This is a genomic window from Cupriavidus sp. TMH.W2 (genome assembly GCF_050847365.1).
In the GTDB taxonomy this organism is placed as follows: domain Bacteria; phylum Pseudomonadota; class Gammaproteobacteria; order Burkholderiales; family Burkholderiaceae; genus Cupriavidus.
In genome coordinates, this window is the sequence record NZ_CP193792.1 from 2,373,606 (window position 1) to 2,386,196 (window position 12,591).

Annotated in this window: 10 protein-coding genes; 5 read left to right on the forward strand and 5 right to left on the reverse strand. The window is 68.1% G+C overall.

All coding sequences use genetic code 11. The annotated features are described in order from the left end of the window. Positions 1 to 44 precede the first annotated feature (44 nt). From ACREYQ_RS10965 to ACREYQ_RS10980, 4 genes are read right to left on the reverse strand one after another with little or no spacing between them, the layout of a single operon-like run. Complete coding sequence (locus ACREYQ_RS10965) at positions 45 to 1,274, reverse strand: S49 family peptidase (RefSeq protein WP_432257633.1); 1,230 nt, start codon at positions 1,272 to 1,274, stop codon at positions 45 to 47. Between the two features lie 23 nt (positions 1,275 to 1,297). Continuing rightward, positions 1,298 to 1,696 carry a Rieske (2Fe-2S) protein gene (locus tag ACREYQ_RS10970; protein ID WP_432257634.1) on the reverse strand — a complete coding sequence of 133 codons (399 nt, stop codon included), beginning with the start codon at positions 1,694 to 1,696 and terminating at the stop codon, positions 1,298 to 1,300. Beyond that, complete coding sequence (locus tag ACREYQ_RS10975; RefSeq protein WP_432257635.1) at positions 1,689 to 2,348, reverse strand: HAD-IA family hydrolase; 660 nt, start codon at positions 2,346 to 2,348, stop codon at positions 1,689 to 1,691. Before ACREYQ_RS10975 ends, ACREYQ_RS10970 begins: the two co-directional genes overlap by 8 nt. A 30-nt stretch (positions 2,349 to 2,378) precedes the next feature. Next, positions 2,379 to 3,383, reverse strand: coding sequence for an RluA family pseudouridine synthase (locus ACREYQ_RS10980; RefSeq protein WP_432260399.1), 1,005 nt, complete (start codon positions 3,381 to 3,383; stop codon positions 2,379 to 2,381). Positions 3,384 to 4,178: 795 nt separating this feature from the next. Between ACREYQ_RS10980 and ACREYQ_RS10985 the strand changes: the two genes are divergently transcribed. From ACREYQ_RS10985 to ACREYQ_RS11005, 5 genes are all read left to right on the forward strand, one after another. Further along, positions 4,179 to 7,253: an Rne/Rng family ribonuclease gene (locus ACREYQ_RS10985; protein ID WP_432257636.1), complete on the forward strand. Its 3,075-nt coding sequence runs from the start codon at positions 4,179 to 4,181 to the stop codon at positions 7,251 to 7,253. 218 nt (positions 7,254 to 7,471) lie between these two features. Then, on the forward strand, positions 7,472 to 8,596 hold the full coding sequence (gene moaA / locus ACREYQ_RS10990) for a GTP 3',8-cyclase MoaA (RefSeq protein ID WP_432257637.1): 1,125 nt from the start codon (positions 7,472 to 7,474) through the stop codon (positions 8,594 to 8,596). Positions 8,597 to 8,618: 22 nt separating this feature from the next. Continuing rightward, positions 8,619 to 9,218, forward strand: a complete 600-nt coding sequence (gene mobA / locus ACREYQ_RS10995; protein WP_432257638.1) for a molybdenum cofactor guanylyltransferase MobA — start codon at positions 8,619 to 8,621, stop codon at positions 9,216 to 9,218. Between the two features lie 28 nt (positions 9,219 to 9,246). After that, on the forward strand, positions 9,247 to 10,536 hold the full coding sequence (gene moeA, locus ACREYQ_RS11000; protein WP_432257639.1) for a molybdopterin molybdotransferase MoeA: 1,290 nt from the start codon (positions 9,247 to 9,249) through the stop codon (positions 10,534 to 10,536). Positions 10,537 to 10,729: 193 nt separating this feature from the next. Continuing rightward, positions 10,730 to 11,011 carry a hypothetical protein gene (locus ACREYQ_RS11005; protein ID WP_432257640.1) on the forward strand — a complete coding sequence of 94 codons (282 nt, stop codon included), beginning with the start codon at positions 10,730 to 10,732 and terminating at the stop codon, positions 11,009 to 11,011. A gap of 73 nt (positions 11,012 to 11,084) precedes the next feature. Here ACREYQ_RS11005 and rmuC read toward each other — a convergent pair whose 3' ends face one another. Beyond that, positions 11,085 to 12,587, reverse strand: a complete 1,503-nt coding sequence (gene rmuC / locus ACREYQ_RS11010; RefSeq protein WP_432257641.1) for a DNA recombination protein RmuC — start codon at positions 12,585 to 12,587, stop codon at positions 11,085 to 11,087. Between the last annotated feature and the right edge of the window lie 4 nt (positions 12,588 to 12,591).

Below are 12,591 nucleotides of genomic sequence, written 5' to 3' on the forward strand. Positions count from 1 at the left end.
GGGCGCGAACGCCCCCTTTGTCATGGCCGCTGCACCAGCCGTTGTCAGCGCATGCCTTGCATGCCGGTGCTCCACAGCATGGTCTTCATCGCCGCCGTGCCCACGGCCGCGCCAAAGCGCTTGGCCACGCGCTCGGCGATGTTCTCCTTGACCGTGTAGTCGACGATGTCCTCGGCCTTGAACAGGTCGCGCGCCACATAGTCGGTGCTGCCCAGCCCGTCGGCCAGGCCCAGCTCGACGCTGCGCTCGCCCGACCAGAACAGGCCGGAGAACAGCTCCGGATCGTCCTTGAGCCGGTCGCCGCGCCCTTCCTTGACCACGTCGATGAACTGCTGGTGGATCTGCTTGAGCATGGCCTCGGCAAAGGCCTTCTGCCTTGGCACCTGCGGCGAGAACGGGTCCAGCATGCCCTTGTTGGCGCCCGAGGTGTACAGGCGGCGCTCAACGCCCAGCTTGTCCATCAGGCCGGTAAAGCCGAAACCGTCCATCAGCACGCCGATCGAGCCCACGATGCTGGCCTTGTCGACATAGATCTTGTCGGCCGCGGCGGCCACGTAATAGCCACCCGAGGCGCAGATCTCTTCCACCACCACGTAGAACGGCTTGGACGGATAGAGCTTGCGCAGCCGATGGATCTCATCGTTGATCATGCCGGCCTGCACCGGCGAGCCGCCCGGCGAGTTGATCTTCAGGATCACCCCGGCGGCGTTGCTGTCCGCGAACGCCGCCTGCAGCGCGGTATTGATCGAATCCGCGCTGGCCGGCGTGCCGGCGGCGATCTCGCCCTCCAGCGTGACCATCGCGGTATGGCGGCCCGAGGTGCTGATGGCGCCGTCGCCCTTGAAGTCGAACACGGCGAGCAGGATCAGCGCCAACAGGGCCAGGCCGACAAAGCGGAAGAAGATGCGCCAGCGCCGCGCCGCGCGTTGCTCGCGCAGCGACGCGGTCAGCACCCTTTCCAGTACATCGCGCTCCCAGCCGCCGCCCGAGCCGCCTGTCGAGCCGCCAACCGGACCGCCGCCGGCCGCGCCGGCCATGCGCGCCTTGCGCTCGCGCGCTTCGCGCCGTGCGGCGTCCTCTCCCGCGCGCAGTTCATCGTCCAGCGGATAGTCAGCGTGCGTAGCAGTGACCAGGCGCTCGGACTCGGGCTGGCGCCCTTGCTCGCCAACCCGTTCGCCCGGTGCGCCCTCGCCAGCTGGCTTGCGCTCGTCTGACTGACCCGACGCACCCGATTCACCCGTTCCGCCCAAAGGCGGTTTCTGTTGTTCTGTCATGCAACTCGCTCGTGGAAATCCATTCAGGCACCGCCGGCGGGTTCAGCCATCCGGTACGGCGCCTCCGGCAGCCAGTAGACCTGGCCGTCGCGTTCTTCGATGCGCAGCTTGGCCAGCGAAGCCCCGCGGCAGGGGCCGCCGACGCACTCGCCGCTGTCCGGGGCATAAACCGCGCCATGTGTCGCGCACAGCAAGTATAGGCCCGAGGCATCGAAGAACCGGCCCTCCTGCCAGTCCAGCTCCATCGGCACATGGGCGCACTGGTTCAGATAACCATGCGCGGCGCCGTCGAAGCGCACCACGAAGGCGCCGATCTCGCGCCGGTCCAGCGCCACCGAGAAACGCACGCCAAGGCCGCCTTCCTCCAGGTCGGCCGCTGCGCACAGCCGCACCGGCACCTGGCCGGACAGTGCCTCAGGCATGGGCAAGCAGCCACTCGGTCAGGTCGGCGATCGAGGTGGCGCAGTGCACGGGCGCCATCGCGCGCAGCGAATCGGCGGGATGGGCCCCGTAACACACCCCGATCCCCTTGGCGCCGGCATTGGCCGCCATCTGCAGGTCGTGGGTGGTATCGCCGATCATTACCGTTCGCTCCACGTCCTGGCCCAGTTCGCGGGTCAGTTCGTGCAGCATGGCCGGATGCGGCTTGGAGAAGGTCTCGTCGGCACAACGCGTGGCGTCGAACAGGCGGGTCAGGCCGCTGGAGGCCAGCGCGCGCTGCAGGCCCACGCGGGTCTTGCCGGTGGCCACGCCGAGAAAATAGTGCTCGCCGCGCAAGGTCTCGAGCATTTCGCGCACGCCGTCGAACAACACCAGGTCGGCGTCGCGGGTCAGGAAGTGGTAGCGGTAGCGCTCGGCCAGGCGCGGGTAGTCGGCGGGGTCGAGCGTCGGCACCGCATAAGACAGCGCGTCCTTCAGGCCCAGCCCGATCACGTGGCTGGCTGCGCGGTCGTCCGGCACCGGCAGGCCCAGGTCGCGGCTGGCAAGCTGGATGCACTTGGCGATGGTCGGGGTCGAGTCCATCAGCGTCCCGTCCCAGTCGAATACGATCAGATCAAATTGTTGCCTGGACATGGCAGTCCTTGTGTCGTTTGATGCACTACCCTACTCTGGGGCACGCAGTTCACGCAATTGTTGCAGGAATCCGACGCATTCGTCGGGCAGCGGAGCTTCCACGGCCAGCGGCTCGCCCGTGTCCGGATGGATGAACACCAGCCGGTGGGCGTGCAGGAACATGCGCTTGAGGCCGGGCCTGGCGCCGGAACGCGCCAGCGCCTTGTTCAGCGAGAAGTCGCCATATTTTTCGTCACCGACGATCGGGAAACCCGAATGCGCCAGGTGGACGCGGATCTGGTGGGTGCGGCCGGTCTTCAGTTCGGCCTCCAGCAGGGTGAACCCGGAAAAGGCCTCGACCCGGTTGAACACGGTGTGCGACGCCAGCCCGTCGGCCTGCACCCGCACGCGGCGTTCGCCGTCCGGCGTGCTGTACTTATATAGAGGCAGCTTCACATGCTGGCGCGCGTTGGGGAATTCGCCGGCCACGCAGGCGAAATAGCGCTTGTCCATGGCGTTGCCGCGGATCTGCTCATGCAGGTGGACCAGCGCCGAGCGCTTCTTGGCCAGCACCAGGATGCCGGAGGTTTCGCGGTCGAGCCGGTGCACCAGTTCCAGGAACCTGGCCTGCGGCCGCGACCGGCGCAGTTGCTCGATCACGCCGAAGGCCACGCCGGAGCCGCCATGGACCGCCACGCCAGCCGGCTTGTTGATGACCAGCAGGTGCGTGTCCTCGAACAGCACCGGGAATTCGCCCGCCGGCACATGCTGGGCATTGGCCGATTGCGCCGGACTCGCCACCCGCATCGGCGGGATGCGCACCACATCCCCCGACTGGAGCCGGTAAGTGGCATCGATCCGCCCCTTATTGACGCGAACTTCCCCCGAACGGAGCACCCGATAGATATGGCTCTTGGGCACGCCCTTGGCGACTTTCAGCAGGAAGTTGTCAATGCGCTGACCTTCCGAGCCTTCGTCAATCGTGACATACGCCACCTGTGGGCTGGCCGGCGCAGCTTCGGCAACCTTTTCAATTTGATGGCGTAACTCATTCATTTTCAATATAATTTCCTCGCTGTCCCGGCTTGTGGCCGGCAGCGCAAGACCTGTGTAAGCGATTAGTCTTCGAGTTTCTTCGATTTTTCGCATTCTACACTTGGGGTTGCCGCCAACCCCGCCCGTCTCCCGCAACTTCGCGTGATCCGCAGGCGCCCCAGACGGGTAAATGGCAGTAAAAGCAGCACGCACGGTGCCGCCGGCATGCAGGAAGTCGCCCAAAGGTGGCTTCGGCACGGGCAGGCGGTGACGTGGGAACTGAGTGTTCAGGTAAAACAGAATTTAAAGGCGGATGCCACTGCCGGCATCCGCTTCGGTGAGAGAAGTCCCGCCCGCACCGGGAAACGGTGCCGGCCGGCAGGTTAGCCTGCCGCCTGACTGGAAGTTACCGGCGCCCGGTCGCAGAACTCCAAGAAGTAGTAGGTGCGCCCGCCAGGAGAAGTCAGGCAGCAACGGCAACCAGGCCGTGTCCGAAAAATTTGCTCTTTGACGCGTCTAGGCCTTCCGCGGCCGGCCGCGATGCCGCCGGCGCCGGTTGCGCCGGCGTCCTGCATCGCCTCCGGCACGGGAATGCGCCGGATGTCTGCGCAAGAGCAGCCTCCGGTGTTCTCTCCCGCCCGCGGACGTTACCCCGACGTCATCGCTCTCTTTCACCCGCGCCCAGCCGCTCGCATGTCTCGCGCAGCGGCGCTTTCCGGCAATTCTCGCGCCTCGCTCGCTCCCTCGCGTGCTCCATGGATCGCCGCGGACACCGCCCAGACGGTGCCACCCGCGACACTGGAGTGAGGTATTGCGATGAAACGCATGCTGTTCAACGCGACGCAACAGGAAGAATTGCGCGTCGCCATCGTCGACGGTCAGAAGCTGATCGATATCGACATCGAGACTGCCGGGCGCGAACAGCGCAAGGGCAACATCTACAAGGGCGTCATCACCCGCATCGAGCCGTCGCTCGAGGCCTGCTTCGTCAACTACGGCGAAGAGCGCCACGGCTTCCTGCCGTTCAAGGAAGTGGCCCGCGCCTTCTTCAAGGAAGGCATCGACGTGCGCAACGCGCGCATCCAGGACGCCCTGCATGAAGGCCAGGAACTGATCGTCCAGGTCGAGAAGGAAGAGCGCGGCAACAAGGGCGCGGCCCTGACCACCTTCATTTCGCTGGCAGGCCGCTACCTGGTGCTGATGCCGAACAACCCGCGCGGCGGCGGCGTGTCGCGCCGCATCGAAGGCGAAGACCGTCAGGAACTGCGCGAAACCATGGCGCAGCTGACCGTGCCGGACGGCATGAGCATCATCGCCCGCACCGCCGGCATTGGCCGCTCGGCCGAGGAACTGCAGTGGGACCTGAACTACCTGCTGCAACTGTGGAAGGCCATCGACGGCGCCGCCGGCGACAACAAGGCCCCGCTGCTGATCTACCTGGAATCGAGCCTGGTCATCCGCGCCATCCGCGACTACTTCCAGCCGGATATCGGTGAGATCCTGATCGACACCGACGAGATCTACGAACAGGCCCGCGCCTTCATGAGCGTGGTGATGCCTGACAACATGAACCGCGTGAAGAAGTACCGGGACGACGTGCCCCTGTTCTCGCGCTTCCAGATCGAACACCAGATCGAGTCGGCCTATTCGCGCATGGTGATGCTGCCCTCGGGCGGCGCCATCGTGATCGACCACACCGAGGCGCTGGTCTCCGTGGACGTGAACTCGGCCCGCGCCACCAAGGGCGCCGACATCGAGGAAACCGCGCTGCGCACCAACCTCGAAGCCGCCGACGAAATCGCCCGCCAGCTGCGCCTGCGCGACCTGGGCGGCCTGATCGTGATCGACTTCATCGACATGGAGTCGGGCAAGGCCCAGAAGGACGTGGAAACGCGCCTGAAGGACGCCCTGCGCCACGACCGCGCCCGCGTGCAGATGGGCAAGATCAGCCGCTTCGGCCTGATGGAGCTGTCGCGCCAGCGCCTGCGCCCGTCGCTGTCGGAGGGCTCGCACATCACTTGCCCGCGCTGCAACGGCACCGGCCACATCCGCGATACCGAATCGTCCGCCCTGCAGGTTCTGCGCATCATCCAGGAAGAGGCGATGAAGGAAAACACCGCCGCCATCCACTGCCAGGTGCCGGTGGAGGTCGCCGCCTTCCTGCTGAACGAGAAGCGCCAGGAAATCAACCTGATCGAGCTGCGCTTCAAGGTCAACGTGCTGCTGATTCCGAACAAGCACCTGGAAACGCCGCACTACAAGCTGGAGCGCCTGCGCCACGACGACCCGCGCCTGGAAGACAGCACCGCCAGCTACAAGATGGCCGAGGCTGCCGCCAAGGAACTGGAAGCCGACACCAGCTACAGCAGCCGCCGCAAGGAAGAAGCCAAGCCGCGCCAGGAAGCCGCGGTCAAGGGCATCACCCCGGAACAGCCCGCCCCGGTCTCGGTGCCGCGCCCCGAGCGCGCCCCCAAGCCGGAAACCCCGGCCGCCCCGCCCGTGCCGGCCACCCAGCCGGTGGTCAGCGGCGGTTTCATCGCCTGGCTGAAGGGCCTGTTCGGTGCCCGCCCGGCAACCCCGCCGGTGGTGGAGCCGGCCAAGCCGGCAGCCGCCGCGGAAGCCCGTAGCGCCGAAGGCCGCCGCGAGCGCGGCCAGCGCGGCGAAGGCCGTGGCCAACGCGGTGAGCGTGGCGAGCGTGGTGAGCGCGCGGAACGTGGCGAGCGCGGTGAGCGTGGCGAGCGCCAGGGCCGTGGCCAGCGTGGTGAGCGTGCCGAGCGCACGGAACGTGGCGAGCGCGGCGAGCAGCGCGAAGGCCGTGGCGAACGCCAGGCCCGCCCGCCGCGCCAGCAAGGTGAAGGCCAGACCACTCCGGCCGTCGCCCGCCAGGGCGAGGCGGTGCAAGCCGAGCGCGCCCAGGGCGAGCGCGTCGAGGGCCGCCAGGAAGGCCGCCGCGACCGCAACCAGGAACGCCGCGAGCGCCAGCGTGAACGCCAGCGCGAGCGCAGTGAACTGCGCGAAGCCGAAGCCGGTGAAGCGCCGCAGCCGGAGGCCATCGCCGCCGCCCAGGCCCTGGGCGTGCTGCCGCAGGCCGTGACCGAAGAGACGCAAGCCCGCGTCGAGCTGCCGGAAGGCGCCGAAGGTGTAGCCGAGACCGCTGAAGGCGAAGAGCGCCGCCGCCGCAACCGCCGTGGCCGCAACCGCTATCGCCGCGAGCGCGACGAGTCGGCGCAAGGCGCGCAGGGTGAAGGTGAAGGCGACGGCGAAACCGCTGCCGAAGGCTTTGCCCCGGCAACGGCTGAGGCCGGCGTGCAGGCAGAGCCGGCACCGCAAGCGGCCGTGGCCGTGGTGGCCGCAGCCGAGGCTGTCGAAGCGATCCGCATCGCCGTGCCGGAAGGCGTGACGCCTGCCCCGGTTGCCGAGGCCGCACCGGTGGCCCCGCAGGTCGCCGAGCAAGCCGCCCCGGTGGCCGTCGCCGTCACGGAAGCCGTAGCCGCCGAAGCTATCGTCGAGCCCGCCGTGAGCGCGGCCGCTGAAGCCGTGCCGGCACCTGTCGCCGCCCCTGTGGCTGCACCTGTCGCCGAGACCGCACCGGCAGCCCAGCCCGAGGTCTTCGCTCCGGCGGTGGCCGCAGCGCCCTTCGCACCGGCAGCACCGGCAGCACCCGCCACCCCGGCAGCGCTGGAGAACCTGGAACCGATGCTCGCCACCGCCGGCCTGCAATGGGTCCACACCGACAGCGACAAGCTGCGCACGGCCCAGGAAGCCGCCGCCCGCATCGTGCCTGCCCCGCGCGCGCCGCGCGAGCGCAAGCCGCTGCCGCCGCTGCCCCAGGGTCCGATGATCCTGGTGGAAACCGGCCGCCGCGAAGTGGAGATGGCATCGCAGCAGTAAGCGACGCCGCTGCACCGCAGCCAAAGTGAGAAGGGGACGGCCAGGCCGTCCCCTTTTTTCATGGGCAGCCGGCCAGATGAATCCCCGCCATCACCGGGGGATGCGGGTGCCCCGCCCCCGGCTCGGCTAGAATGGCAGCAGAATGCATCCGGCCCCCGAATGCCCTGACCAGCCCTGCCGCCAGGCCGTTCCCCGGATGCCGTGCCCACCCACAGGCCATGACCGAATCCGTCATCCCGATTTTCGACCTGCGCGACCATCGCTACCGCTCGATGACGCCCAGCATTCCCGGCAAGCTGGTTGCACCCACTGGCCTGGTGGCCGATACCCGCGGCCGGCCGCTGCATGACCTGCGCATCTCGGTGACGGACCGCTGCAACTTCCGTTGCGTCTACTGCATGCCGAAGGAAGTGTTCGACAAGGACTACACCTTCCTGCCGCATTCCGAACTGCTGAGCTTCGAGGAAATCGAGCGCACCGCGCGCCTGTTCGTCGCCCACGGCGTCGAGAAGATCCGCCTGACCGGCGGCGAGCCGCTGCTGCGCAAGAACATCGAGCACCTGGTCGAGATGCTCGCAAAGATCGAGACCGCCTCGGGCAAGCCGCTGGACCTGACGCTCACCACCAACGCCTCGCTGCTGGCGCGCAAGGCACGCTCGCTGCGCGATGCGGGCCTGACGCGCGTCAGCGTCAGCCTGGACGCGATCGACGACGCCACCTTCCGCCGCATGAACGACGTGGACTTCGCGGTGGCCGACGTGCTGCACGGCATCGAGACCGCCCAGGCCGTCGGACTGTCACCGATCAAGGTCAACATGGTGGTCAAGCGCGGCACCAACGACCAGGAAATCGTGCCGATGGCGCGCCACTTCCGCCACAGCGGCATCATCCTGCGCTTTATCGAGTTCATGGACGTCGGCGCCAGCAACCACTGGCAAATGGACGAAGTACTGCCGTCGGCCGAGGTGGTGAAGCGCATCGAAGCGGAATTCCCGCTCGAGCCCGTGCTGGCCAACTACTCCGGCGAAACCGCCGAACGCTGGCGCTACCGCGACGGCAGCGGCGAAATCGGCGTGATCTCCAGCGTCACCCACGCCTTCTGTGGCGACTGCAGCCGCATCCGGCTGTCCACCGAAGGCCGGCTCTACCTGTGCCTGTTCGCCACCGAGGGCTTCGACCTGCGCGCGCTGCTGCGCGGCGGCTACAGCGACCTGGAAATCTCCAACGCCATCGCACAAGTGTGGCAGGGCCGCACTGACAATTACTCCGAGCAGCGCAGCGACCCGACGGTGCGCGCCAGGCGCGCCGAGCGCAAGATCGAGATGTCCTATATCGGTGGCTGATCCCGCCGGCACACCAAAAGCCATGATTGCACGCGACGACATCACCGGCCTGATCCTCGCAGGCGGCAGGGGCAGCCGCATGGGCGGCACCGACAAGGGCCTGCAGCCGCTGCACGGCACGCCGATGGCCATGCACACCATGATGCGCCTCACGCCTCAGGTGGGCGGCCTGATGATCAATGCCAACCGCAACCTGGCCGCCTACGAATCATTCGGCGTGCCGGTCTACACCGACACCGTGCCCGACTTCGCCGGCCCGCTGGCGGGGATGCTGGCCGGCCTGGAGCAATGCGCCACGCCGTGGATGGTGACCGCGCCCTGCGATTCGCCCTTCCTGCCGGCCGACCTGGTGGCGCGCCTGGCACAGGCCATCGAGGCCGAAGGCGCTGAGGTGGCGATCCCGGTCACGCTGGACCAGGACGGCCGGCGCCAGACCCAACCCGTGTTCTGCCTGATGCCGGTCAGTGCGCTCGACAGCCTGGTGGCCTATCTTGCCGGCGGCGGCCGCAAGATCGAGACCTGGGCCGCCTCGCGCCGGCTGGCCGAAGTGCTGTTCGACGACGCCGCGGCCTTTGCCAATATCAATACCCTGGACGAACTGCGCACGCACGAGACGCGCTGAGCCTTCTTCGAGCCACCGCCGAGCCAACATGCCCTCCCTGCAATCCGTCATTTCCTGCCTTTCCGACTACGATCCCACCGCGCTGCCGGTGGACCAGGCCAACCGCATCATCGGCGAGGTGGTCGAGCCGGTGCGCGGCGTCGAACAGGTGCCGATCCGCAGCGCGCTGGACCGCGTGCTGGCCGAGGACATCGTCTCGCCCATCGACGTGCCCGCGCATGACAACTCGGCCATGGACGGCTACGCCTTCCAGGGCGCGGCGCTGGCTGCCGCGCAGACCGACACGGTCGAGCTGGAAGTGATCGGCAGCGCCTTCGCGGGCGGCGCCGGCGAGCTGGCCCCGACCGCCGTGCAGGCGGTGCGCATCATGACCGGCGCGGTGATGCCGGCCGGCTGCGATACGGTGGTGCCGCAGGAATTCGTGGAAACTGCGGCCGACGGCGCGCGCATCCGCTTTGCCGCCGGCTGCGTGCGCACCGGCGACAACCGGCGCCTGCGCGGCGAAGACCTGGCGCGCGGCCAGTCCGCGCTGCAGGCCGGCCGCATCCTCCAGCCGGCCGACCTTGGCCTGCTGGCCTCGCTGGGCGTGGCCGAGGTGCGCGTGCGCCGGCGCCTGCGCGTGGCGTTCTTCTCCACCGGCGATGAGCTGCGCTCGATCGGCGAGCCGCTCGATCCCGGCTGCGTTTACGATTCCAACCGCTACACGCTGCACGGGATGCTGCGCCGGATGAACGTCGACCTGCTCGACATGGGCGTGGTGCGCGACGACCCCGACGCGCTCGAGGCCGCCTTCCGCACCGCCTGCGAGACCGCCGACGCGGTCATCACCTCCGGCGGCGTCTCGGTCGGCGAGGCCGACTACACCAAGCCGATCATGGCGCGCCTGGGCGATGTCACGTTCTGGAAGATCGCGATGCGCCCGGGCCGGCCGATGGCCTTCGGCCGCATCAACTCCAACGGCCGCGACGCGCTGCTGTTCGGCCTGCCGGGCAACCCGGTGGCGGTGATGGTCACCTTCTACCACTTCGTGCGCGCCGCGCTGCACCGCCTCATGGGCGCCAGCGTGCCGCCGCTGCCGCTGCTGCGCGTGCGCAGCGCGCAGGCCATCCGCAAGAAACCCGGCCGCACCGAATACCAGCGCGGCATCCTGGCCCGCGCCGAAGACGGACAATGGGAGGTGCGCATCACCGGCCAGCAGGGCTCGGGCGTGCTGCGCTCGATGAGCGAGGCCAACTGCTTTATCGTACTCGGTCACGAACAGGATTCGGTCAAGGCCGGGGATGGGGTCGAGGTGCTGTTGTTCGACGGGCTGGTCTAGCCGGTCCGGCGGGTCTGCGCGCAACGATTCGCTACGCGGCGGTATCAATGTGTCGTTTTTGTGCCGCACATTTTCGGTAACCGTACGCCTGGCGCGGGGCTTTCGACCACCCCACGGACGCCGGACTATGCTTGGGATCGGCCAATCGTTACACTTGGCGCACGATTCTGAAACAATTGAGTAACTCCCCGTCATGAATCAGGAGATCGCCTACCTCCACCCCGTCAAGACAGCTCGCGCGCTGGTGCTGGTCTACCTGTGCTTCTCGCTGCCGATCGTGTCGCTGGGCCTGTTCGTCACCTTCGTCCGCTATGGTGACCTGCCGGCCATCACGGTCTTTAGCGCCATCATCCTGAATGCGCTGATCGGCTTCGGCCTGCTGTGGCTGGCCTGCAAGGCCTACAACTGGGTGGCCGCCCGCTTCGGCGGCATCGAAGTCCACGTACGCGAGCTGCCGCCCGAAGAAGAGGTCTGAGCGGCGCGCACCAATCCAGGCCGGCGGCATGCCGGCCGCCCCCCTCCCGCCCTGCGCCTTCCCGGCAGCACGGTCAGCCCCCGCCGCTCTCCGCACTGTCTTCCGTGCTGCCTGCGGCGGCATCCGCCGCGTTCAGGCCAAGCACCTGCTGCGCGGCCTCGCCCGGCAGCGCTTCCACCGTGCGCAGCTTGCGTGCCATCTGGCGCGTGCGCACTTCGGCCTGCTCGATATTGCGCGCGGCGCGCTCCAGCGTATCGCGGGTCTTGGCCAGCACGTCGCCGAACTTGCCGAATTCGGTCTTGACCGCCCCCAGCACCTCCCACACCTCGCTTGAGCGCTTTTCCAGCGCCAGCGTGCGGAAGCCCATCTGCAGGCTGTTCAGCAGCGCGGTCAGCGTGGTCGGCCCGGCCACGGTCACACGGTAGTCGCGCTGCAGCAGATCGGTCAGGCCGGGCCGGCGCAGCACCTCGGCATACAGCCCCTCGGTCGGCAGGAACAGGATGGCAAAGTCCGTGGTCTGGGGCGGCGACAGGTATTTCTCGGCAATGGTCTGGGCCTCGCGCCGCAGGGCCACTTCCAGTTCGCGGCCGAAGGCGAGCACGCCGTCCGGATCGCCCCGCTCCTGCGCATCCACCAGGCGCTCGTACTGTTCCTTGGGGAACTTGGCGTCGACCGGCAGCCAGACCGGCGCGCCATCGCCATTTTCGCCACCCGCGGCCTTGCCCGGCAGCCGGATCGCAAACTCCACCCGCGCGCCCGAATTGCGCACGGTTTCCACGTTCTTGCCATACTGCTCCGGCGTGAGCATCTGCTCCAGCAGCATTTCCAGCTGGACTTCGCCCCAGGTGCCGCGCGACTTCACATTGGTCAGCACCTTCTTCAGGTCGCCCACGCCCTGCGCCAGCACCTGCATCTCGCCCAGGCCGCGGTGCACCTGCTCGAGCCGGTCGGACACCAGCCGGAACGACTCGCCCAGGCGCTGCTCCAGCGTCGCATGCAGTTTCTCGTCGACGGTGCGGCGCATTTCCTCCAGCTTGGCGGCGTTGTTGGCCTCAATGTCCTGCAGCTTCTTCTCCAGCGTGGCGCGCACTTCGGCCAGGCGCCGCTCGTTGGCTTCGGACATCTGTGCCAGCTGCTGCTGCAGCCCGTCGCCGAAGCGGCGCAGCGTGCCGGCCTGCTCGTCGCGCGCCTGCTGGCCCTGCAGCATCAGGTGCTGGCGCACCTGCTCGAGCTGCTGGGTATTGGTCTCGGTCAGCTTGGCCAGCTGCTGCGCGAAGGTGTCGATCTGGTTGTTCTGCAAGGTGGCAATGCCGGTCAGCTGCGACGACAGCGCCTGCTGGAAGCGCAGCATCTGCTGCGCCGACTCGCCGCGGCTGCCGCGCGCGGACTCGGCCACCTCGGTGCGCACTTCGCGCTCCAGCCGCTCCATGCCGCGCGCGTTCTCCACGCGCATCTCGTCCAGTTGCCGCGCCATGCCGGCGCCGGGCGAGGCAGCCTGCTGGCGCAGCAATACGATTACCAGCAGGACGACCGCGAGCAGCGCCACGGCCAGCGTCAGGAACGGAATCAGGGTCATGCAG